General features: G+C 63.6%; 18 protein-coding genes. 10 read left to right on the top strand and 8 right to left on the bottom strand.

The genetic code is table 11. The features are described from left to right. Nucleotides 1–629: 629 nt before the first annotated feature. A complete protein-coding gene (locus A5906_RS10065; RefSeq protein WP_080135027.1) occupies nt 630–1,712 on the top strand; it encodes an acyltransferase family protein in 1,083 nt (360 codons plus the stop codon). Nucleotides 1,713–1,929: 217 nt separating this feature from the next. On the opposite strand, the gene metH is transcribed toward A5906_RS10065, so the two are convergent. Together metH and metF are read right to left on the bottom strand one after the other, a co-directional pair. Next, nucleotides 1,930–5,775 carry a methionine synthase gene (gene metH / locus A5906_RS10060; protein WP_080135026.1) on the bottom strand — a complete coding sequence of 1,282 codons (3,846 nt, stop codon included), beginning with the start codon at nt 5,773–5,775 and terminating at the stop codon, nt 1,930–1,932. 6 nt (nt 5,776–5,781) lie between these two features. Next, a complete protein-coding gene (gene metF, locus A5906_RS10055; RefSeq protein ID WP_080135025.1) occupies nt 5,782–6,702 on the bottom strand; it encodes a methylenetetrahydrofolate reductase [NAD(P)H] in 921 nt (306 codons plus the stop codon). A gap of 398 nt (nt 6,703–7,100) precedes the next feature. Between metF and A5906_RS10050 the strand changes: the two genes are divergently transcribed. Beyond that, nucleotides 7,101–8,117: an LLM class flavin-dependent oxidoreductase gene (locus tag A5906_RS10050; protein ID WP_080135024.1), complete on the top strand. Its 1,017-nt coding sequence runs from the start codon at nt 7,101–7,103 to the stop codon at nt 8,115–8,117. A 90-nt stretch (nt 8,118–8,207) separates the two neighbouring features. Here the strand turns inward: A5906_RS10050 and A5906_RS10045 are convergent, their stop codons facing one another. Both A5906_RS10045 and A5906_RS10040 read right to left on the bottom strand, forming a co-directional pair. Next, nucleotides 8,208–9,065, bottom strand: coding sequence for a prephenate dehydratase (locus tag A5906_RS10045; protein WP_080135023.1), 858 nt, complete (start codon nt 9,063–9,065; stop codon nt 8,208–8,210). A 37-nt stretch (nt 9,066–9,102) separates the two neighbouring features. Beyond that, nucleotides 9,103–9,843: a 3-deoxy-manno-octulosonate cytidylyltransferase gene (locus tag A5906_RS10040; RefSeq protein ID WP_080135022.1), complete on the bottom strand. Its 741-nt coding sequence runs from the start codon at nt 9,841–9,843 to the stop codon at nt 9,103–9,105. Between the two features lie 249 nt (nt 9,844–10,092). Here A5906_RS10040 and A5906_RS10035 point away from each other — a divergent pair, with 249 nt between their 5' ends. The 6 genes from A5906_RS10035 (at nt 10,093) to A5906_RS10010 (ending at nt 18,596) form a co-directional block, all read left to right on the top strand. Beyond that, on the top strand, nt 10,093–10,647 hold the full coding sequence (locus tag A5906_RS10035) for a c-type cytochrome (protein ID WP_080135021.1): 555 nt from the start codon (nt 10,093–10,095) through the stop codon (nt 10,645–10,647). A 212-nt stretch (nt 10,648–10,859) separates the two neighbouring features. Beyond that, entirely contained in the window at nt 10,860–12,776 is a 1,917-nt protein-coding gene (locus tag A5906_RS10030) for an extracellular solute-binding protein (RefSeq protein ID WP_080135020.1), read from the top strand. 14 nt (nt 12,777–12,790) lie between these two features. Beyond that, nucleotides 12,791–14,665 carry an extracellular solute-binding protein gene (locus tag A5906_RS10025; RefSeq protein WP_080135253.1) on the top strand — a complete coding sequence of 625 codons (1,875 nt, stop codon included), beginning with the start codon at nt 12,791–12,793 and terminating at the stop codon, nt 14,663–14,665. A 2-nt stretch (nt 14,666–14,667) separates the two neighbouring features. Then, complete coding sequence (locus A5906_RS10020) at nt 14,668–15,777, top strand: microcin C ABC transporter permease YejB (RefSeq protein WP_080135019.1); 1,110 nt, start codon at nt 14,668–14,670, stop codon at nt 15,775–15,777. Beyond that, a complete protein-coding gene (locus A5906_RS10015) occupies nt 15,777–16,955 on the top strand; it encodes an ABC transporter permease (RefSeq protein ID WP_080135018.1) in 1,179 nt (392 codons plus the stop codon). Before A5906_RS10020 ends, A5906_RS10015 begins: the two co-directional genes overlap by 1 nt. 3 nt (nt 16,956–16,958) lie before the next feature. Then, nucleotides 16,959–18,596, top strand: coding sequence for an ABC transporter ATP-binding protein (locus tag A5906_RS10010; protein WP_080135017.1), 1,638 nt, complete (start codon nt 16,959–16,961; stop codon nt 18,594–18,596). 85 nt (nt 18,597–18,681) lie between these two features. Here the strand turns inward: A5906_RS10010 and A5906_RS10005 are convergent, their stop codons facing one another. From A5906_RS10005 to A5906_RS09990, 4 genes are all read right to left on the bottom strand, one after another. Then, the gene (locus A5906_RS10005; RefSeq protein WP_080135016.1) at nt 18,682–18,909 is read right to left on the bottom strand and encodes a hypothetical protein; all 228 of its coding nucleotides are present in this window, start codon (nt 18,907–18,909) and stop codon (nt 18,682–18,684) included. Between the two features lie 25 nt (nt 18,910–18,934). After that, nucleotides 18,935–19,228, bottom strand: a complete 294-nt coding sequence (locus A5906_RS10000) for a hypothetical protein (RefSeq protein ID WP_080135015.1) — start codon at nt 19,226–19,228, stop codon at nt 18,935–18,937. 245 nt (nt 19,229–19,473) lie between these two features. Next, nucleotides 19,474–20,328: a C40 family peptidase gene (locus A5906_RS09995; protein WP_080135014.1), complete on the bottom strand. Its 855-nt coding sequence runs from the start codon at nt 20,326–20,328 to the stop codon at nt 19,474–19,476. Next, nucleotides 20,321–21,694 (bottom strand): leucyl aminopeptidase family protein, encoded by a 1,374-nt coding sequence (locus A5906_RS09990; protein ID WP_080135013.1) that lies wholly within the window; start codon nt 21,692–21,694, stop codon nt 20,321–20,323. The genes A5906_RS09995 and A5906_RS09990 overlap by 8 nt, the downstream gene beginning before the upstream one ends. A gap of 195 nt (nt 21,695–21,889) precedes the next feature. Here A5906_RS09990 and A5906_RS09985 point away from each other — a divergent pair, with 195 nt between their 5' ends. Continuing rightward, nucleotides 21,890–22,093 (top strand): hypothetical protein, encoded by a 204-nt coding sequence (locus tag A5906_RS09985; RefSeq protein WP_008132239.1) that lies wholly within the window; start codon nt 21,890–21,892, stop codon nt 22,091–22,093. 119 nt (nt 22,094–22,212) lie between these two features. Continuing rightward, nucleotides 22,213–23,034 carry a tetratricopeptide repeat protein gene (locus A5906_RS09980; RefSeq protein WP_080135012.1) on the top strand — a complete coding sequence of 274 codons (822 nt, stop codon included), beginning with the start codon at nt 22,213–22,215 and terminating at the stop codon, nt 23,032–23,034. Nucleotides 23,035–23,077 lie beyond the last annotated feature (43 nt).

Below are 23,077 nucleotides of genomic sequence, written 5' to 3'. Positions count from 1 at the left end.
GTTGCTCAGATATTCGATCGTGTTGATCGTGCCGGGGCCGCCGAACGTGCTGGGCGGGACGACCTCGAAATAACCGGTCCTCGGAGAGGATGGCCGTGATCGTCTGCTTCTTGCGCGGGAATCCGATCCAGGCTGTGATCATGACAGGCCGATCGCGACGAACACGCCGCTGCCGAGCCAGAGCCATTTGCGGCTTCTTACTTCCCCGGGCAGCACAACTGATTTCGTTCGCCGCATGGCACGTAGCCTTTCGGACAGTCCGCCGCGGCAATCGTGCGTAGCACGCCGGGGGCGATCGCGGCGACGAACAGTGCCAATGAACTGCTTCATATCTTCGATCCCAAACCAGCCATCGGTTTGAAGGTAGTAGGCCGAGAGAGTATCCAATCGAGGCTGAGCGGACAGGTGATCGAGTTCACAAGCGGAGGGTTCCGGCGAGTGCGACCTGTTGAGCAAAGTTGCAGCCCGGCATCAGTCCTCGCATCGATTGTGCGCTCGATCTTCTGGAGCCCGAATGAGCGACCTGCCCGCCGTGGCTCAACGAGGGAGTCACGCAGCCGTTGATATCACCGAAGGGGTGAGCCTCTTACCTCGGCGATGGAACTCTCCGCGGAGGATGAGACTGTTGTTTGACGCTGTTCCCGGAACTCACGCTGATGTTTCCAGTTGTCGCGGTGCGCCGTGGCGAGAGTGTTTCAATGGGCGACATCAAGTTTTCCGGCGCGGGGTCCAGGCTCCGCGATCTCGATTGTGCGCGCGGCAGCGGCATGCTGCTCGTTGTCATCGGGCACATGCATCAGTTCGCCGAGGCAAAATTCTGGATTTATCTCTTCCATATGCCGATGTTCTTCATCGTGAGCGGCATCTTGTTCCGGCCTCGCGAGCCTTGGTCCTATTCGATAAGCCGAACCAGGTCGTTGATGCTGCCATATGTCGTGTTCTTCATTGTGGTGCTGAGCCTTGACAATGCCGTTTCCACGGTGAGCGGCATAGCGCCGTCATTGAGTCTGGCCGCGCCGAAGCAGATTGTGCTTCGTTTCTTCTATGGCGGTACGAGCCTCTTTGGGGCCTATGCGGCGTTCTGGTTCGTTGGATGCCTCTGGCTTTCCCTGGTCGCACTGAACTTCCTGACCTCAATCTGGAAGCCGATCAGTTGGCCTGTTGCGGCAGTTGTCGCGGGCCTGGCCGTCGTCGCGTTGATCGAAAGGCCGGGATCGCCGTCTCCACAGGGAATCGCGAGCGTTCCGATCGCCGTCGTGTTCCTGTGGGTCGGTTGCCTGCTCGCTGAGCAAAGGGAGAGGCGGTTCCTGATCGCGGTCGTCTGCGCAGCCACAGGGGCAGCCAGCCTCCCCTTTGTCGGCGTCTTCGACATGAAGACTCTCGAAATCGGAAACCCTGTGAACCTGATTGCAGCCGTCTCCTTGAGTGTGTGTTGGCTTGCCGGCAACGCGTACCTCGACCGTGTGCCGTATATCGGGGACGCCTTCAGCGTCATCGGCCGGGCGTCCATCACGATCATGTTCCTGCACGCTCTCATTCTGAAGCAGGGCGACGCGTTCATTGGCAATCGGTACGTCCTGGCGCTCGCAGCCGTGGTCATCCCGGTTGGCGTTCATTGGCTGCTGGAGCGCAGCAACGTCACTTGCAGATATGTCCTTGGGCAAAAGATGGCCCCCGAACGGGGAGCCGTCAGCGCGTCTCTGCCCGCGTAAGCCTCGGTGGTGGCTTCACGCATTCACGCCCTGGCGGGGCATCGAACACATTTGTCGGGCGGGCGGATTGCGAAACCGGCGCGGGGGCGATGATAGAAAGATACAGGTGTTTTGCCCGACGGAGCAAGTTTCCCGGCGGCGTAAAATTCCCCAAGCCTTTCAACCCCATTCTACTGTGCATGGGGTTGTTTTCGCATTTTTGTTTTGGAAGGTGCCGCTAACCCGCGCCCGCGCGCTTCTTCTGCCAGACCAGATGCACCGCGCAGGTGCAGCCCGGCGGATGCGAAGCGAGGTCGTTCGACGCTTCGTCGTTCGCCGGCGTCGCCGCGAAGGCCTTGTTCTGCTGGGACGGGATGTAGTTGAGCACCGGCGCGAGCCAGCGTTCGGCTTCCGCCACACTCATGCCCTTGCGCGCGGCGTAGTCCTCGACCTGGTCGCGCTCGATCTTGCCGACGCCGAAATAGTAGCTCTCGGGGTTTGCAAAATAGAGCCCGGAGACCGATGAGCCCGGCCACATCGCAAAGCTCTCGGTCAGCTTCACGCCTGCGGTCGCTTCCGCGTCGAGCAGCTCGAACAGCGTCGCCTTCTCGGTGTGATCGGGCTGCGCGGGATAGCCGGGGGCGGGGCGGATGCCCTGGTACTTCTCGAGGATCAGCTCGTCGTTGGAAAGCGCCTCGCTAGGTGCGTAAGCCCAGAACTCGCGGCGCACGCGGGCATGCATGCGCTCGGCGAAGGCTTCCGCGAGACGGTCGGCCAGCGCCTTGCACAGGATCGAGGAGTAATCGTCGTTCGCCATCTTGAAGCGGTCGGCGACGGCGTCCTCGCCGATGCCTGCGGTGACGACGAAGCCACCGATATAGTCGGGCACGCCGGCAGGCGCGATGAAGTCGGCGAGCGCGGCGTTGAAGCGGCCCTCCCGCTTCTCGAGCTGCTGGCGCAGCGTGTGCAGCGTCGCGATCTGCTTGGTCCTGCTCTCGTCGGCATAGAGCACGATGTCGTCGCCTTGCGCATTCGCCGGCCAGAAACCGATCGTCGCGCGGGCCCGGAACCATTTCTCCTTGACGATGGTGTCGAGCATCTTGCGCGCATCGTCATAGAGCGAACGCGCGACCTCGCCGACCTTGGCGTCGTCGAGAATGGCGGGGAAGCGTCCCGCGAGTTCCCAGGTCTGGAAGAACGGCGTCCAGTCGATATACGGCACGAGCTCGGCGAGGTCGTATGCGTCAAAGCTGCGGGTGCCGAGGAAGGTCGGCTTCACCGGCTTGCTCTTGGCAAAGTCGACCGGCACGCGGTTGGCGCGGGCATCGCTGAGCTTCAGCCTCTTCTTGTCCGCCTGCGCGCGCAGATGCGCCTCCGAGATCTTGGCGTATTCGGCACGCACCTCGGCAGCATAGGCCTCGCGCTTCTCGGGCGAGAGCAGCGAGGAGGCAACGCCAACGGCGCGGCTGGCGTCGTTGACATGCACGACGGGGCCGGCGCGATAGCTCGGGTCGATCTTCACCGCCGTGTGCACGCGGCTGGTCGTGGCGCCGCCGATCAACAGCGGCAGCTTCAGGCCCTCGCGCTGCAGTTCGCCGGCGAAGAATGCCATCTCGTCGAGCGAAGGCGTGATCAGGCCGGAGAGACCGACGATGTCGGCCTTCTCCGCTTTCACGGTCTCGACGATCTTTGCGGCCGGCACCATCACGCCGAGGTCGATGACCTCGAAATTGTTGCACTGGAGCACGATGCCGACGATGTTCTTGCCGATGTCGTGGACGTCGCCCTTCACCGTCGCGAGCACGATCTTGCCGGCGGACGAGGAGCCCTCGGTGCCGATGCCGCTGGCGAGGTTGCGCGCCTTCTCCTCCTCCATGAACGGCATGAGGTAGGCAACGGCCTGCTTCATCACGCGCGCGGACTTCACCACCTGCGGCAGGAACATTTTTCCGTCGCCGAAGAGATCGCCGACCACGTTCATGCCGGCCATCAGCGGTCCCTCGATCACGTCGAGCGGGCGCGACGAGCTCTTGCGGGCTTCCTCGGTGTCCTGCTCGATGAATTCGGTGATCCCATGCACCAGCGAATGCGACAGGCGCTTCGCCACCGGCCATTCGCGCCAGGCCAGATCGGCTTCCTTGGATTCGGTCTTCTTGCCGCGGAATTTCTCGGCGAGCGCCAGCAGCCGTTCGGACGCGCCGGGATCGCGGTTGAGGACGACGTCCTCGCAGGTCTGGCGCAGCTCGGGGTCGATGTCGTCATAGACGATCATCTGCCCGGCATTGACGATGCCCATGTCCATGCCGGCCTTGATGGCGTGATACAGGAACACCGAGTGCATGGCCTCGCGCACCGGCTCGTTGCCGCGGAACGAGAACGACAGGTTGGAGACGCCGCCCGAGATGTGCGCACCCGGCAGGTTCTGGCGGATCCAGCGCGCCGCCTCGATGAAGTCGACGCCGTAATTGTTGTGCTCCTCGATGCCGGTCGCAATCGCGAAAATGTTGGGATCGAAGATGATGTCCTCGGGCGGGAAGCCGACCTTGTTCACCAGGATGTCGTAGGCGCGCTTGCAGATCTCGGTCTTGCGCGCGAACGTGTCGGCCTGGCCGACCTCGTCGAACGCCATCACCACCACGGCCGCGCCATGGCGGCGGGCTACTTTCGCCTCATGGATGAACTTCTCCTCGCCTTCTTTCATCGAGATCGAGTTGACGACCGGCTTGCCCTGCACGCATTTCAGGCCGGCTTCGATCACCGAGAATTTCGAGGAGTCCACCATCACGGGGACGCGGGCGATGTCGGGCTCGGCGGCGACGAGGTTGAGGAACGTCACCATCGCCGCTTCGGAATCGAGCAGGCCCTCGTCCATGTTGACGTCGATGATCTGCGCGCCGTTCTCGACCTGGTCGCGCGCGACCTGCAGCGCGGCGGTGTAGTCGCCGGCGGTGATCAGCTTGCGGAACCGCGCAGATCCCGTGACATTGGTGCGCTCGCCGACGTTCACGAAGGGAATGGCATCCGTCAGCACGAACGGCTCGAGGCCGGAGAGCCGCAGGCGCGGTTCGATCTCCGGCACGATGCGCGGCTTGTGCGGAGCAACGGCCGCTGCGATCGCGGCGATATGGTCCGGCGTGGTGCCGCAGCAGCCGCCGACGATGTTGACGAGGCCGTCGCGGGCAAATTCGCCGACAAGGCGCGCCATGTACTCAGGCGTCTCGTCATACTGGCCGAACTCGTTGGGCAGGCCGGCGTTCGGGTAGGCGCAGACGAGCGTATCAGCAACGCGGCCGATATCGGCGATGTGCGCGCGCAGATCTTCTGCACCGAGCGCGCAGTTGAAGCCGATGGTGATCGGCTTTGCATGCCGCACCGAATTCCAGAACGCTTCCGGCATCTGCCCCGAGAGCAGGCGGCCGGACTTGTCGGTGATGGTGCCCGACACCATCACCGGCATGTCGATGCCGAGCTCTTCGGTGATCTCGGCGATCGCATAGAGCGCCGCCTTGGCGTTGAGCGTGTCGAAGATGGTCTCGACCAGCAAGAGATCGACGCCGCCGTCGATAAGGCCGCGGATCTGCTCGCCATAGGATTTGCGCAAATCGTCGAAGGTGACGGCGCGATAGCCGGGATTGGAAACGTCGGGCGAGATCGAGGCGGTACGGTTGGTGGGGCCGATGGCACCCGCAACGAAGCGAGGCTTGCCGTCTTCGGCTTCGACGCGGCGGGCGGCATTGCCAGCAAGGTGGGCGCCTTCGCGTGCCATCTCGTAGACGATGTCGGTGAGGTCGTAATCGGCCTGTGCTATCGATGTCGTCGAGAACGTATTGGTCGCGACGATGTCGGCACCGGCGCGCAAATAGGCGGCGTGGATGTCCTCGATCGCCTGCGGCTGGGTCAGGATCAACAAATCGTTGTTGCCGCGCAGGTCGCGATGGAAGTTCTTGAAGCGCTCGCCGCGGAAGGCGGCCTCGTCGAACTGCAGGTTCTGGATCATCGTGCCCATGGCGCCGTCGAGCACGAGGATGCGCTCGCGCGCGACGTTGATAAGGGCAGTTCGCTTGGCGGAAACGGGTACGGTCATTGTCTCTTACGCAGCCTTCTGGGCGCTCTTGGCGCGAATGCCGAGCAAATGGCTGATCGCGAACACGAGATCGGCGCGGTTCATGGTGTAGAAGTGGAAGGTGTCGACGCCATGCTTGGCGAGCTTCTGCACCTGGCCGGCCGCGACGGTCGCGGCGACCAGCTTGCGGGTCTCGGCGTCGTTATCGAGGCCCTCGAATTTCGCGGCGAGCCAGTCGGGCACGGTGGTGCCGTTCCGGGTGACGAAATTGCGCGCCTGCTTGAAATTGTGCATGGGCATGATGCCCGGCACGACCGGAATGTCGATGCCGCGCGCGCGGACGCGATCGAGATAGCGGAAGTAAAAGTCGTTATCGAAGAACACCTGGGTGATCGCGCGCGTCGCGCCGGCATCGACCTTGGCCTTCAGCGTGTCGAGATCGGCGTCGAAGTCGCGCGCCTCGGGGTGCTTCTCGGGATAGGCCGAGACTGACACTTCGATATCCGCGTGCCGCTTCTTGATGCCGGCCACAAGCTCCGCAGAACTCTGGTAGCCGTCGGGATGGCTGGAATAGGGCGTGCCGATGCCGCCGGCCGGGTCGCCGCGCAGCCCGACGATGTGGCGGACGCCGACCTCGTGATAGCGGTCGACGATCTCGTCGATCTCGCCGCGCGAGGCGCCGACACAGGTCAGATGCGCGGCCGGCAGCAGCGCGGTTTCCTTCAGGATGCGCGCGATGGTGGAATGGGTGCGCTCGCGCGTCGAGCCGCCGGCGCCATAGGTCACCGAGACGAATTTCGGGTCGAGCGGGGCCAACCGGTTGATGGTCTCCCAGAGATTGCGCTCCATCTCCTCGGACTTGGGCGGAAAGAACTCGAAGGAGATCGCAGGCCGCTTCAGGTGCCCGTCTTGCCGGTCGGCTGTCGCAGGCGTCGTCAAGTCAGTCATGGCACCACTCACTGCAAGGATCCCGCCAGGTCTTCGTAGCCGGCCGTCAGGTCTAGTTTGGGAGCGCGTAAGATAAGACAAAGGTTGCCTCCCCGACAGCCCATCGGAAATGGGAAGTGGCCCACTATCCCTGAGTGGCGTGGAATTTTATGACATTTTCGCGCTCAGGTGGGACGTTGACGGCGTCGATAATTCTGCATTTATTATATAGTGGTAGTCGATTTTTAGGTTATATATTACCCGTCAAGTAGCGTTGGGCAGCTTGAAGTCAATATGTCTCTCGCTGCCTTTGTCCCAATATCGTTAGCTCAGCCGTGCACAGGCGCGGCCTCTGCACACGCCAGACCTGCGCAGCCAACCCATTGCCGCGGCGGCGCCCTTCACTACGTTAACGCGCCATGATCCCGCTCTCGGTCCTTGACCTCTCTGTCGTCACCACAGGCACAAAGCCTGCCGCGGCGCTGCGCAACAGCATCGATCTGGCGAGGCATGTCGATGGCCTCGGCTATGTCCGCTATTGGCTCGCCGAGCACCACAACCTCGCCTCGGTCGCAAGTCCCGCGCCCGACGTGATGATCGGGCAGATCGCGGCGGTGACGAAGCACATCCGAGTCGGCTCCGGCGGCGTGATGCTGCCCAACCACGCGCCGCTGGTCGTGGCCGAGCGCTTCAAGATGCTGGAGGCGCTGTTTCCCGGCCGCATCGATCTCGGACTTGGCCGCGCCCCCGGCACCGACGGCGCCACAGCCTACGCGCTGCGCAGCCGGCTCGACCGCCGCGAGGGCGACGATTTCCTGGAGCGGCTGCACGAGTTGATCCTGTGGGAGACGCGGGAATTCCCGTCAGGACATCCCTACAACAACGTCGTGGCGATGCCCGACGACACCAAGCTGCCGCCGATCTGGCTGCTCGGCTCCAGCGATTATTCGTCTGAACTCGCCGCGCAAGTCGGCATGGGCTTCGCCTTCGCCCATCATTTCGCATCCCACGATGCGATCGATGCGATGGTGCATTACCGCAACCGCTTCCAGCCCTCGGCCTGGCGCGCGAGCCCGCATGCGATCCTCGCAGTGGCCGTCATCACGGCGGAGACGGACCAGGAGGCCGAAAAGCTCGCGACGTCGTTCGACCTCAACCGCCTCCGCCGCGACCGCGGCCAATATCTGCCGCTGCCGAGCGTCGAGGAGGCGCTGGCCTATCCCTATACGGACTCGGAGCGCACCTCGATCGCCCGCAACCGTTCGCGCCTGTTCGTCGGAAATCCGGCGACGGTGCAGAAAAAGCTGCAACCGCTGATCGATGCCAGCAAGCCGGACGAGTTGATGGTGATCACCGCCGTGTACGATCACGAGGCGCGGAAGAAATCGTATTCGCTGCTGGCGGAGGCGTTTGGGCTGGCGAAGCGGGCGGCTTAATCATCACCGTCATTCCGGAGCGATGCGGAACATCGAATCCGGAATCTCGAGGTTCCGGGTTCACGCTACGCGTGCCCCGGAACGACGGTATCAATCCTGCGCCTCGCTAAACGTCGCTCGGAACGGATGCCCGGGATAGACGCCGACGATGCGGAATTCGCGTGAGAAGAATTTCAGCTCCTCGATCGCGAAAGCAAGACCCTTGTCTTCGGGGTGACCGTCGACGTCGGCGTAGAACTGCGTGGCGAAGAAATTGCCGTCGACCATGTAGCTTTCGAGCTTGGTCATGTTGACGCCGTTGGTGGCAAAGCCGCCGAGCGCCTTGTAGAGCGCTGCGGGCAGGTTGCGCACGCGAAATACAAAAGTGGTGACCAGGGGGCCGGAGCCCTGCGCGGCCCATTTCGGCTCGCGCGCCAGCACCACGAAGCGCGTCGTGTTGTGGGCCTCGTCCTCGATGTCCTCGGCGAGGATGTCGAGGCCGTAGATCTTGGCGGCAAGGCGCGAGGCGATCGCGGCGACGGTCTTGTCCTTGCGCTCGGAGATGTCTCGGGCGCTGCCGGCAGTGTCGGCGTGCACGATCGGCTTGATGCCGAGCTTGCGGATGATGCGCCGGCACTGGCCGAGCGCATGGACATGGCTCTCGACGCTCTTGATGTCTTCGAGCTTGGTCCCCTTCACCGCCATCAGTTGGTGTCGGACCGGCAAAAACCATTCGCCGATGATGAACAGGCCGGAGGCCGGCAAGAGATGATGGATGTCGGCGACGCGGCCCGCGACCGAGTTTTCGATAGGAATCATGCCGAGATCGGCCTCGCCCGATGAGATCGCCGACAGCGCGTCTTCAAAAGTGGCGCAGGGCATCGGCTCGGCGTCGGGATAAGCCTCGACGATGGCGATATGGGAATTGGCTCCGGGTTCGCCCTGGAATGCGATCTTCATCTTGCTCATGTCTTGAAGTGCTCCTGGTCGGCCTTGTAGCAGCGGCTCAGGATTTGGAAAGGATGCTGCGGGCGGTTTCGAGGTCGGGCGGCGTGTCGACCCCGCGGGGCACGCTGTCGACGATCATGATGTCGATGCGCATGCCGGCCTCCACCGCCCGCAGTTGCTCCAAACTTTCCTGAATCTCGAGAGGGGAGCGCGGCAGGGAGACATATCGTTCCAGCGCGGCGCGGCGATAGGCATAAAGACCGATGTGGTGGTATCGCGGTCCGTTGCCGTAGGGGGCTGTGGCGCGGGTGAAATATAGTGCCCGCAACCGCCTCGGCCCGATCGGCGAGCCGATGGCCTTCACCACGCTCGGCGCGAGGTCTTCCTCCTCGGTATGGATCTGTGAGGCCAGCGTGACGATGTCGACCCCGGGATCGTCAAAGGGCGGCAGCACCTCGCGGATGGATGCCGGCGTGATGGTCGGGAAATCGCCCTGGAGATTGATCACGATCTCGGCTTTGCCCTCGGGATCGAGCTTCTGCATGGCCTCGTGGATGCGGTCCGAACCGGAGGGGTGATCGGGGCTGGTCATCACGGCCTCGCCGCCATGGGCCGTCACGACCGAGGCGATCTCATCGGTGTCGGTGGCCACCGCGACCCGGCCGATACCCGCGGCTTCCGCCCGGTGCAGAACGTGCACAATCATCGGCAGGCCCGCGATATCGGCGAGCGGCTTGCCGGGCAGACGGGTGGCGGCCATACGGGCCGGTATCAGCACCAGGATGCGGGGATCGGTCATTGGTTCAGGGACCTGGGTTCAAGGGCCTGGATTCAAGGGCCTGGAAACGGAGCGTTTTCCGCGCCGAGAAATCGGGTGGGGACGGGTTTGAAGCGGGGTCGCTTATACGGGTTGCCAGACCCCGGGCAAACCGATATCTCAATGGCAAAACTCGGGGAAACGACAAGGAACGTTCTGATTCTCCCGAGGCTCGTCCTGGCGGCCGCTTGGGCCGCTGTTTCCTTCTTGCGGTGTGGGGCCTGGCCGGAAATGGACTCTTTCGAACTGAACAAGATTCTTGGTGCCGTGCTCGGCACCTGTCTCATTCTGCTGGTGACGAGCTTTACCGCCCAGGCACTGTTCTCCCCCAAAATGCCGGCAAAGCCGGGGTTCGAGATCGCGGTGAAGGAAGACGCCGGCCACGGCAAGGAAGGCGGCGCCGCCGCGGCCTCCTCCGAGCCGATCGAAAAGCTGCTCCAGACCGCCTCCGTCGAGAAGGGCGCGGCCGCCGCCAAGAAGTGCGGCGCCTGCCACACCTTCGAAAAGGGCGGTCCGAATCGCGTCGGTCCGAATCTCTATGGCGTCGTCGGCGAGAAGCGGGGCGAGGGCCGTAATGGCTTCAACTTCTCGGCGGCGATGAAGGGCAAGGGCGGCACCTGGACCTTCGACGACCTCAACAAGTTCATCGCCAATCCGAAGGGCTTCATCCCGGGCACCGCGATGGGCTTCGCCGGTATTCCTAAGGATTCCGAGCGCGCCGACGTCATCGCCTATCTGAATTCGCTGTCAGAGCATCCGCAGCCGCTCCCAACGGCCTCGAAGTAAGACCTTCAAAAATCGATCTTGGAAGATGCGGCCAGGTTGAAAAGCCTGGCCGTTTCCTTATCCGGGCCTCGCGGGCTCGTTATCGGGGCGTTTGGCCGCATCCGGGAGGCTGTCCGGCCTTCCAACATGAGGAAAAAGCAACATATTCCGTCGAAACCTCGCCTATATTGGGACCTTAAAGGAGTAGTCTCCTTCAAGACAGGACTATTGATTTGGCCATTACCCGACGCGAACTCCTGCTCACCGGCACTGCGGCCGCAGCGCTCCCCGCCCTCGGTTCCGTGGCGGGTGTTCCCGTCATCGGCCAAGCAGCAGCGCAATCGGCGAGCGAGCTGCCTTCCAATGGGCTGACTTGGCGTCATGCTTTGTCGTTGTTTGGAAAGGTCAAGTATCCAGCCGACTTCAAGCGCTTCGACTACGTCAATCCGGAAGCGCCCAAGGGCGGGGTCGCGCGCCAGATCGCCGTTGGCACGTTCGACAATTTCAACATCGTCGTCTCGGGGGTGAAGGGCCAGGTTTCCGGAGCGGTCGCGTTCATCTACGAATCCCTGCTGACGCCTTCGCTCGACGAAGTCTCGACCGAATATGGCGCACTGGCCGAAGCCGTCAGCCACCCCGACGATTTCTCCTTCGTCACCTATCGTTTGCGGCCGCAGGCCAAATGGCACGACGGTCAGCCCGTTACCGTCGAGGACGTGATCTTCTCGCTCGATTCGTTCAAGAAGTACCACCCGATGTATTCGGCCTATTACAGCCATGTGGTGAAGGCGGAGAAGGTCGGCGAGCGCGACGTGAAGTTCGTGTTCGACGCGCCGGGCAACCGCGAGCTGCCGCAGATCGTCGGCCAGCTCATCGTGCTGCCGAAGCATTGGTGGGAAGGGACGGACGCGCAGGGCCGCAAGCGCGATGTCTCCACCACCACGCTCGAAGCGCCGCTTGGCTCCGGCCCCTACAAGATCAGGGAATTCGCCGCCGGGCGCTCAATCGCGCTGGAGCGCGTCAAGGATTATTGGGGGCGCGACCTCGCCTCCAATGTCGGACGCAACAATTTTGACGAGCTGCGCTACGAGTACTTCCGCGACGCCACCGTGGCGATCGAGGCCTTCAAGGCCGATCAGGTCGACTGGCGCACCGAGAACAGCGCGAAGAGCTGGGCGACGGCCTACGATTTCCCGGCCGTCACCGAAAAGCGAGTGATCCTCGAGGAATTCGCCAATCGCAGCTCGGGCGTCATGCAGGCATTCGTGCCGAACCTGCGCCGCGCCAAGTTCAGCGATCCGCGCGTGCGTCGCGCACTCAACTACGCGTTCGACTTCGAGGAGATGAACAAGCAGATCTTCTTCGGGCAGTACAAGCGCATTACCAGCTATTTCGACGGCATCGACGAGCTGATGGCGACCGGATTGCCGCAGGGCAAGGAGCTCGAGATTCTCGAGACCGTCCGCGCCGAAGTCCCTCCGGAAGTGTTCACGACGGCCTACGCCAATCCGGTCGGCGGCAGTCCGGAAGCCGTGCGCGATAATCTGCGCGAGGCGCTGCGCCTGTTCAAGGAGGCCGGCTATGAGGTGCGCGACCGCAAGCTGATCGATGTCAAGACCGGCGCCCAGTTCTCGATTGAATTGCTGAACCAGGATCCAAGCTTCGAGCGGATCACGCTGTTCTACAAGCCGTCGCTGGAACGGCTCGGCATCGCCGTCAACGTGCGGACGGTCGACCCGACCCAGTACGAGAACAGGACGCGCGACTGGGATTTCGACGTCGTCACCAACTCCTGGGGCGAGTCGCAATCGCCGGGCAACGAGCAGCGCGAGTTCTGGTCCTCGAAGAGCGCCGACATCGCCGGCTCGCGCAATATTGCCGGCATCAAGAATCCGGCCATCGACAAGCTGATCGAACGGCTGATCTTCGCCAGGGATCGTGACGATCTCGTTGCGGCCACCAAGGCGCTCGACCGCGTGCTGCTGTGGAATCATTACGTCGTGCCGCAGTGGACCTATACGAAGGTGCGCACCGCGCGCTGGGATCGCTTCGGCCGGCCCTCGGAATTGCCCAAATACGGTCAGTCCGGATTCCCGTTCATCTGGTGGTACGACGCAGACAAGGCGGCACGGATCGCAAAGAAGTCGTGAAGGATACCTTCCGCATGGCACAGCTTTCACGCCGGCATGTGCTGGTCCTGGGTGCCGGCGGTGCGCTCGGCGCCGCCCTGTCGCGCGGCGCGGCTGCGTCGGAAGGGCCCCCCGAAGCCCACGGCATCTCCGCCTTCGGCGATCTCAAATATCCCGCCGACTTCCGTCATTTCGGCTATGTCAATCTCGATGCGCCGAAGGGCGGCACATTCTCGCTGATTCCGTCGGTGAAGGCGTACAACCAGTCCTACCAGACCTTCAACTCGCTCAACGCCTACATCCTCAAGGGCGACGGCGCGCAGGGCATGGACATGACGTTCGTGCCGCTGATGGTGCGCGCCAATGACGAGCCCGACGCGATGTACGGGCTTGCCGCCAAATCCGTGCAGATATCCGCGGATAAGCTGGTCTATCGCTTCACGATGCGGCCCGAGGCGAAATTCCACGACGGCAGCAAGCTTACTGCGCACGATGCGGCGTTTTCGTTGACCTCGCTGAAGACGAAGGGACATCCGCTGATCATCGTGCAGATGCGCGACATGGTCAGCGCGGAAGCTCTCGACGATGTGACGCTGGTCGTCACCTTCGCGAAAGGGCGTGCGCGCGACGTGCCGCTCTACGTCGCGGGCCTGCCGATCTTCTCGAAGGCGTATTATGCGTCCCGCCCGTTCGACGAGTCGTCGCTGGAGATCCCACTCGGCTCGGGCCCGTACAAGGTCGGCAGGTTCGAGGTCAATCGCTACATCGAATACGAGCGGGTGAAGGACTGGTGGGCCGCCGATCTGCCGGTCTGCCGCGGCAGCTACAATTTCGACGTCGTGCGCTACGAATTCTATCGCGATCGCGACGTCGCCTTCGAGGGGTTTACCGGCAAGAACTATCTCTACCGCGAGGAGTTCACCTCCCGCATCTGGGCGACGCGCTACGACTTTCCGGCCGTGAAGGATGGTCGGGTCAAGATGGAGGTCGTGCCTGACGATACGCCGTCCGGCGCGCAGGGCTGGTTCATCAACACGCGGCGCGACAAATTCAAGGATCCGCGGGTGCGCGAGGCGTTGATCAATGCCTTCGACTTCGAATGGACCAACAAGACCATCATGTACGGGGCCTATGCCCGTACCGTCTCGCCATTCCAGAATTCGGACCTCATGGCGAGCGACGGGCCTCCGTCGCCGGAAGAGTTGAAGCTGCTGGAGCCGTTTCGCGGCCAGGTTCCGGACGAGGTATTCGCGGCGCCGTTCACGCCGCCCATCTCCGACGGTTCCGGGCAGGACCGCGGCCTGCTGCGCAAGGCGCAGCAATTGCTGAACGAGGCCGGCGTGCCGATCAAGGACGGCAAGCGGGTGCTTCCCAACGGCGAGGTCTTCAAGATCGAGTTCCTGCTGGACGAACCCTCGTTCCAGCCGCACCACGCGCCCTACGTCAAGAACCTGGGCACTCTCGGCATCGAGGCGAGCGTGCGCGTTGTCGATGCCGTGCAGCACAAGGCACGCCAGGAAGAATTCGACTTCGACATGACCATCCAGCGTTTCAGCATGTCGGCGACGCCGGGCGATGCCATGCGTGCGTTCTTCTCGTCGCAGGTCGCGAACACCAAAGGCTCGTACAATCTCGCGGGCGTCGCCAGCCCGGCCATCGATGCCATGATCGAGAAGATCATGGCTGCCGACAGCCGCGAGGAATTGACCGTCGCCTGCCGTGCGTTCGACCGGTTGTTCCGCGCCGGCCGCTATTGGGTGCCGCAGTGGTACAACAAGACGCATCGGCTGGCTTACTGGGATCAGTTCGGCCACCCCCAGAAACTGCCGCGCTATGCCAACGGCGTCGGCGCTCCTGATATCTGGTGGTACGATGGCGCCAAGGCTGCCAAGCTCGAACAGGCGAAATAGCTATGAGCGCCTATATTGCCCGCCGTCTTCTCCTGATGATCCCGACCCTGCTCGGAATCCTCTTCGTCTCTTTCGTCGTGGTGCAGTTCGCGCCGGGCGGCCCCGTCGAGCGTGTGATCGCGCAGCTCTCCGGCGCCGACACCGGCGGTACCTCGCGCATCTCGGGCGGCGGCGATTTTGCGCAGCGCGCGCCGGGGCAGGTCGGTGCCGGCGGCGATGCCATCAACTCCAAATATCGCGGCGCGCAGGGGCTCGACCCTGATTTCATCAAGAAGCTGGAGGTGCAGTTCGGCTTCGACAAGCCGGCACCGGAACGCTTCCTGCTGATGGTGTGGAATTTCGCCCGCTTCGATTTCGGCAAGAGCTATTTTCGCGACGTCAACGTGCTTCAGCTCATGAAGGAGAAGCTGCCCGTCTCGATCTCGCTCGGGCTGTGGCTGACCTTGCTCACTTACCTGATCTCGATTCCGCTCGGCATCCGCAAGGCGGTGAAGGACGGCACGCGCTTCGACACCTGGACCTCGGCGATCATCATCGTCGGCTACGCGATCCCGGGATTCCTGTTCGCCATTCTCCTCATCATCCTGTTTGCGGGCGGCTCCTTCCTCAACTGGTTCCCGCTGCGCGGCCTGACCTCGGACGGCTGGTCGCAATTCCCGTGGTACTGGAAGATCATCGACTATTTCTGGCACATCACGCTGCCGCTGGTGTCGATGGCACTCGGTGCCTTCGCCACCATGACGCTGCTGACCAAGAACTCGTTCCTGGACGAAATCCGCAAGCAATATGTCATGACGGCGCGCGCCAAGGGGTGCAGCGAGACGCAGGTGTTGTACGGCCACGTCTTCCGCAACGCGATGCTGATCGTCGTGGCCGGTTTCCCCGGCGCGTTCGTCCACGCCTTCATCTCGGGCTCGCTGCTGATCGAGACGATCTTTTCCCTCGATGGCCTTGGTCTGCTCGGTTTCGAGAGCGTGCTCAATCGCGACTATCCCGTGGTGTTCGGTACCCTCTACATCTATGCGCTAATCGGCCTCGTGATGAACCTGATCTCGGATCTCACCTACATGTGGATCGATCCACGGATCGACTTCGCGGCGCGGGAGGTCTGATGACGCTGACCGCCCCGACCCCCATCGAAACCACCACGGGCTCGCCGCTCGGCGTGACCGCGCCGATCACGCGCAAGCCGTTTGCGCCGTCGCCGCTGAACAAGCGGCGCTGGCAGAACTTCAAGGCCAACCGGCGCGGCTACTGGTCATTCTGGATCTTCATCGTCCTGTTCGTGGTGTCGCTGTTCGCCGAGCTGATCGCCAACGACCGGCCGTTCCTGATCAAATTTGACGGTCGTCTCTATTGGCCGGCCTTCGTGACCTATTCGGAGACGACCTTCGGCGGCGATTTCGAGACCGCGGCCGACTACCGCGATCCGTATTTGCAGAAGCTGATCAAGGACAAGGGCGGCACCATCATCTGGCCGCTGATCCGCTATTCCTACTCGACGCACAACCTCGACCTGCCGACACCCGCGCCTTCGCCGCCGACCTGGCTGCTGACGGAAAAGCAGTGCAAGCCCGTCGTGGAGAAGAAAGGGCTGAAGAGCTGCCGCGATCTCGAATATAACTGGCTCGGCACCGATGACCAGGGGCGCGATGTGGTGGCACGATTGATCTACGGCTTCCGCATCTCGGTGCTGTTCGGTCTTTGCCTCACCATCATATCCTCGATCGTCGGAGTGGCCGCGGGCGGCGTTCAGGGCTATTTCGGCGGCTGGGTCGACCTCATCTTCCAGCGCTTCATCGAGATTTGGGGCGCGATTCCGTATCTCTATCTGCTCCTCATCATTTCGTCGGTGCTGGTGCCGGGCTTCTTCGTCCTGCTCGGCATCATGCTGCTGTTCTCCTGGGTCTCTCTCGTTGGGGTCGTTCGCGCGGAATTCCTGCGCGGGCGCAATTTCGAATACATCCAGGCTGCGCGCGCGCTGGGGGTATCGAACAAGATCATCATGTTCCGGCATCTCCTGCCGAATGCGATGGTCGCGACCATGACGTTCCTGCCGTTCATCGTCTCCTCTTCGGTGATGACGCTGACGGCGCTGGACTTCCTGGGCTTTGGCTTGCCGCCGGGATCGCCTTCGCTTGGCGAGCTGCTGTCGCAGGCCAAGGCCAATGTGCAGGCCCCGTGGCTCGGCTTCACCGGCTTCTTTTCGGTCGCGATCATGCTGTCGCTCCTGATCTTCATCGGCGAAGCCGTGCGCGACGCCTTCGATCCGCGCAAGACGTTCAGGTAGCCCATGGACGCAATCAACCAGCCCCTGCTCAGCGTGCGTGACCTCTCGGTGGCCTTCCACCAGGGCGGTGCCACCACGCTCGCGGTCGACAAGGTCTCGTTCCAGATCAAGCGTGGCGAATGCGTCGCGCTGGTCGGCGAATCCGGCTCCGGCAAGTCGGTCAGCGCGCTGTCGATCCTGAAGCTGCTGCCGTATCCCAGCGCCTCCCATCCCTCGGGCAGCATCCGCTTCAAGGGGCAGGAGTTGATCGACCAGTCGGAACAGCAGATGCGGGAGATCAGAGGCAGCGACATCTCCATCATCTTCCAGGAGCCGATGACCTCGCTCAATCCGCTGCACACGATCGAGGCGCAGATCGGCGAGATCATCCAGCTGCACAATCCGACCAGCAATGCCGAGGCGCGCAAACGGACGCTGGAGCTGCTGACGCAGGTCGGCATTCCGGACCCCGAGACGCGGCTGAAGAGCTATCCGCACCAGCTCTCCGGCGGCCAGCGCCAGCGCGTGATGATCGCGATGGCGCTCGCCAACGAACCGGACCTCTTGATTGCGGACGAGCCGACCACGGCGCTCGACGTCACGGTGCAGGCGCAGATCCTGGCGCTGCTCGCCGAGATCCGCTCGCGGCTCGGCATGAGCCTCTTGTTCATCACCCACGATCTCGGCATCGTTCGCCGCATCGCCGACACCGTCTGCGTCATGAAAGGCGGCGTGATCGTCGAGCAGGGGCCGGTCGAGCAGGTCTTCAAGTCCCCGAAGCATCCCTATACGCGCGATCTGCTCGCGGCCGAGCCGAAGCCCGATCCGGCCCCGCCGCAGCCGAATGCGCCGGTGGTGATGTCGGCCAATGACCTGAAAGTGTGGTTTCCGATCAAGCGCGGCCTGATGCGCAAGACGGTCGGTCACATCAAGGCGGTCGACGGCGTCAGCGTTGCCGTGCGCAGGGGGGAGACCCTCGGCGTCGTCGGCGAATCCGGTTCGGGCAAGACAACGCTGGGGCTGGCGCTGTTGCGGCTGATCTCCTCGAACGGCCGTATCGTCTTCCTCGGTAAGGACATCCAGGGCCTGCGCTTCAAGGAGATGCGGCCGTTCCGGCGCGACATGCAGATCGTGTTCCAGGATCCGTTCGGCTCGCTCAGTCCGCGTATGTCGGTCGCCGACATCATCGCCGAGGGTCTGTCGGTGCACCAGCCGAAGCTGTCGCAGGAGGAGCGCGAGGCGCGCGTGGTCAAGGCGCTCGAAGATGTCGGGCTGAAGGCGGATACCCGCTACCGCTATCCCCACGAATTCTCCGGCGGCCAGCGCCAGCGCATCTCGATTGCGCGGGCGGTGGTGCTGGAACCGGATTTCGTCGTGCTGGACGAGCCGACCAGCGCGCTCGACATGCTGTTCCAGGCGCAGATGGTCGATCTGTTGCGCGAGCTCCAGCGCAAGCGCGAGCTCACCTACATGTTCATCTCGCACGATCTGCGCGTCGTCGCCTCGCTCGCCAGCCACCTCATCGTGATGCGCGGCGGCAAGGTGGTGGAGGAGGGCCAGGCGGCCGAGTTGTTCAAGAACCCGAAGACCGACTACACGCGTGCGCTATTCGCGGCGGCGTTCCGGCTGGAGACGGCGGGGAACGGGGCGGTGGCGACGTAGCGTTCGTCATTCCGGGGCGCTCGTAGCGCGAGTCCCCGGAATGCTTCTGCTTGTAGCCAAAGCGGGCTTGGCCCGTCGAGCTGATCTACGCGGCGCGTTCCTTGTCTCGTTCCTCGGCCGTCGTCGCCGTTTCTTCCAGCTTCTTTTCGTAATTGCCCGCGAACTTCTCGATATTATCGGCCCACATCCTCAGCATTGAGGCCTGAAGGTGGATGATCGGCTTCAAGGCATTCATGCCGATTGCTGTCGCCGCGGCGATGCGCCGTTGTGGATCGCGCGCGAGATCGTTTGCGGAAGCGGTCTTGTCTGCCATCCTGTTCGCTCCTTCGCTCTGGGTGTTACGGCCTAAAGTCACCTCTCCGGTTGTGAATGCGCGCTTCTAAACGCTCGGCCAAGACTTGGTCTGCCGCCAGTCGCGCACATTGGTCGTCATGCAGTTCATCCAATTTTTTCAAGTAAGCGACTGCGGCTATTTGCAAGAGATCGAAATCATCTTCGCCGATATCGCGAAGATTGGCGATGTAGCGGTAGAGGGCGGAACGCCTGTCGTCATTCTCGCTGATGCCGCTGTGAAGCAGCAAATAGTTCCGCCAAGCGAATGCACACGCGCCTTCTCTGGCTTGAGAACTCATGGGACCTCCTAATGCCAGAGAAAGATCGGCGACGCGTTTCGTTCCGCAAATCCCTCAGTTGTAACGTTGTTCCGTAGCTGCGCCGCGAAGTGCTGTCAGCCGATGGCGGATTGCCCTTCGAGCGACGGTTTGCCCGAACGATGCTGCGTGTTCCCTGAGAGCTTGTTGGGGAACGTTCGCGACTTCCGGTTCTGTCTGCGCTGGAGAGTCGCAGTCGGCGGACGCGGCAAGTTGCGGCAGACACCCTACAGCCGTTTGATCGCAACGACCTCGCTGCCGGCCGCCTTGATCCGCGCGATCGCCGGCTCGATCAGCTCGATCACGGTTGCCATGTGATGCGCATTGGCGTGAACCATGGTGTCGCCGTCGCGAATGATCGCGACATGACCCTTCCAGAAGATCAGATCGCCGCGCAGCAAGCTGTTCCGTTCGTGCGACTCCAGGGCGCGGCCCAGCCCCGCCAATTGCATGTCGCTGTCGCGCGGGCAGCCGATGCCAGCGGCCGTCAGCGACACTTGCACGAGACCCGAGCAATCGATGCCGAGGCTGCTCTTGCCGCCCCAGAGATAAGGTGTGCCGACGAAGCGTTCGGCGACCGCGACGAAATCCGGCTCGCGATGGTCGAGTGATCCGAGATGCGTCTTGGGCAAAAACTGTCCGCCGCGTGTTACGGCAAAGTTCCCATCCTCGCGCGCGATGGCGACCAATGTACCCATCACCAGCGTGTCTGCCGGCGGCAGCTTGATCGACGGCCCGGGAAAGATAAGCGTCCTCAGCGCGACGACCTTGTGCGTCGGACTGAACGACGGCTTTGCCAGCGCTGCGTCGGGAAGCCAACCGACATAGCCGTCACGGTCAAGCTGTCCCCAGGCCCAGCCCTCGCCGTTGTGATCGTAGACCGTGACGCGCTCGCCGCGCAGCGCCTCCGTCATCAGCGTCGCGCCTGAGGACGGCTGCTCGCGCACGGGCGCTATCGGCTCGACCACCTCGAACTCTTCACCCTCGACGAAGCGCTGCGCCTGCACCTTGCCTTGAAGATATTTGGCGGCGAGGTCGCCCCGCGCCGGTGTCAGCCGCGGATCGTAACCCGGATCATGCATAGCGCTCGCTCAGCACCTGGTAGATGGCACGTGCGGCCTGGCATTCGCCGCCCTCGGGCCGCGCCGGCTTGGCCGACGGCGTCCAGCCGTAGATGTCGACATGGAGCCAGCTTCCGGCCTGCTCGACGAAGCGTTGCAAGAACAGCGCGCAGGTAATCGAGCCGGCAAAACCGCCTGACGGCGCGTTGGTGATGGTGGCGGTCTTAGAATCCAGCCACGCATCGTAAGGCGGCCATAGCGGCATGCGCCACAACGGATCGTTCTCCTTCACCGCGCAGCGCGCGACGTCCGCGGCCAGGGTCTCATCATTGGTGTAAAAGGGCGGTAAATCGGGCCCCAGCGCAACGCGCGCCGCACCGGTCAGCGTGCCCAGGTCGATCAGCAGGTCGGGCTTCTCCTCGTCCGCCAACGCCAGTGCATCGGCGAGAACGAGGCGGCCTTCCGCATCCGTGTTGCCGATCTCAACCGTGATGCCCTTGCGCGAGGTAAAGATGTCGAGCGGGCGGAAGGCGTTGCCGGCGACCGCATTCTCCACGGCCGGGATCAGCACGCGCAGCCGCACTTTCAGCTTGGCGTCCATCACCATGCGCGCGAGCGCCAGCACGTTGGCGGCGCCGCCCATATCCTTCTTCATGATCAGCATGCCGCTCGACGGCTTCAGGTCGAGTCCGCCGGTGTCGAAACAGACCCCCTTGCCGACCAGCGTCACCTTGGGATGAGCAGGATCGCCCCAGCCGATATCGATCAGCCGCGGTGCGCGGCTCGATGCCATGCCGACGGCATGGATCAGCGGGAAGTGCGTTTCCAGCTCCTCGCCGATGGTGCAGGCAAAGCTCGCGCCGAACTCCGCGGCGAGCGTCTGCGCGGCCGCGGCGAGCTGCTCCGGGCCCATGTCGTTGGACGGCGTGTTGATGAGGTCGCGCGCCAGCATCGCGGCGTCTGCGATGCGATCGATCTCGGCGGCATCGACGCCGTCGGGCGGCACCAGGCGGACCTCGGGCCGGTCCGCCTTGCGGTAGCGGGCGAAGCGGTAGGTGCCGAGCGCGAAGGCGAGTGCGGCGAGCCGTGCATCGTGCGGTGCGTTGGCGAAGCGGTAAGTCCCCGGCGGCAGCAGGCCGGGCAGGGCGCCCGGCCGGAACAGGTCGCGCGATCGTGCCCCTTCGTCCTCGAGGCCGAACAGCACCTGCGCGATGGCGCCGTCGGGCGCGGGCAGCGCCAGATAGCCGCCCGGCTTGGCGGCATAGGCGCTGGCGGCCGCGAACTGGCGTTGCGCCGGTGGTAGCGCCTCGGCGACCCGATCCCAGCTCGACTTGGTGACGAAGGTGATCGGGATGGCGGTCGAGGACGTCTCGAAGACAGAGGGCATTGGCGGGTCCGGATCGTCGGGTCGTGCGAACTGCAGGAGACTTCGCAGAGTTTTGCCGTGGCCGCAATCGGCTTTGCGGCGGGCTCAGTGAGCGGCTACTCGCAGCAAGTGGGCCATGCTAGGTTCCGGCAGCGGCCGCCAGGTGGACACAGATCGCCGGCGGCCGGACGGGACAGCCTGCCGGGAGGGAGCGCAATGGAGTTTGTGTGGAGCGTGGTCACATTCATCGGCCAGGCCGTCGAGGCGATTTTTGGTTACGTCGAGCATCATCACTGGATCTTCGCGTTTCTTGCCGGCGGCTACGTCTTCTATCTTCACGACCGCTCCGTCCACGCCCGTTTCGATGCACTCGACCGGCGCATCGACGAAATCCGCAAGCGGCTTGCCATCGAATATTGACCGGTCGGATCGAAGGCGGATGCCGCGGTGAGCGTCCCCCGGCGTTAACCGAGCATTAGGGTTAACAGTCTATTGCTGGCGCGTTCGGCTCGATCCTTCTGTCCGAGAGTCAAGGCGTCATGCGTCAACGGTTCAGTCCTGCCCGGCTTCTCGCGTCGGCCTCGCTCGTCGCGATGGTGGCGATCAGCCTCGGCGGCTGCACGGCAATGTCAAAGCTCTCCGAAGTCACCGGCTCGGTCGGCTCGACCGGCTCGCGTGCGGAGGCTGCGCCCGGCGATCCCGCCCGCGCCGTCGAAGTGTATGGCGAGCGCTACCGCGCCAATCCCAAGGATGCCGAGGCCGCGCTCGGCTATGGCCAGGCCCTGCGCGCCAACGGCCAGCGCGCCCAGGCCGCCGCCGTGCTCGAGCAGGCGACCATCGCCAATCCCGGCAACAAGGCGCTGCTCGCCCAGTACGGCCGCGCGCTCGCCGACAACGGCAATTTCCAGCAGGCCTTCGACGTACTGTCGAAGGCGCATTCGCCAGACAACCCGGACTGGCGCCTGCTCTCGGTGCAGGGCACGGCGCTCGATCAGATGGGCCGTCACGAGGAGGCGCGCTCCTATTACGCGAGCGCGCTGAAGATCGCACCGGGCGATCCCGGCGTGCTCTCCAATCTCGGCCTGTCCTACATGCTGTCCAGGGACCTGCCCAAGGCCGAGGAGACGCTGCGGCAGGCCTACGCATCGCCGCGCGCGAGCAGCCGGGTGCGGCAGAATCTCGGCCTGGTCGTCGGTCTCCAGGGCCGCTTCGCCGAGGCCGAGACCATCGTGAAGGCGGATCTGCCGCCGGACCAGGCCGCGGCCAATGTCGCCTATCTCAAGGACATGCTGAGCCGCAGCGAGGGCCCGCGAGGTGCGCCGAAGCGGACGCCGGTCGCCTCGCTCAGCCAGCCGGACTGATCCGTCCCCGATCGCCTCGTCCTGACCTCACTGATGCGGACCG

It is taken from the genome of Bradyrhizobium sacchari (assembly GCF_002068095.1).
GTDB lineage: Bacteria > Pseudomonadota > Alphaproteobacteria > Rhizobiales > Xanthobacteraceae > Bradyrhizobium > Bradyrhizobium sacchari.
This window is presented reverse-complemented; position numbering and strand designations above follow the sequence as displayed.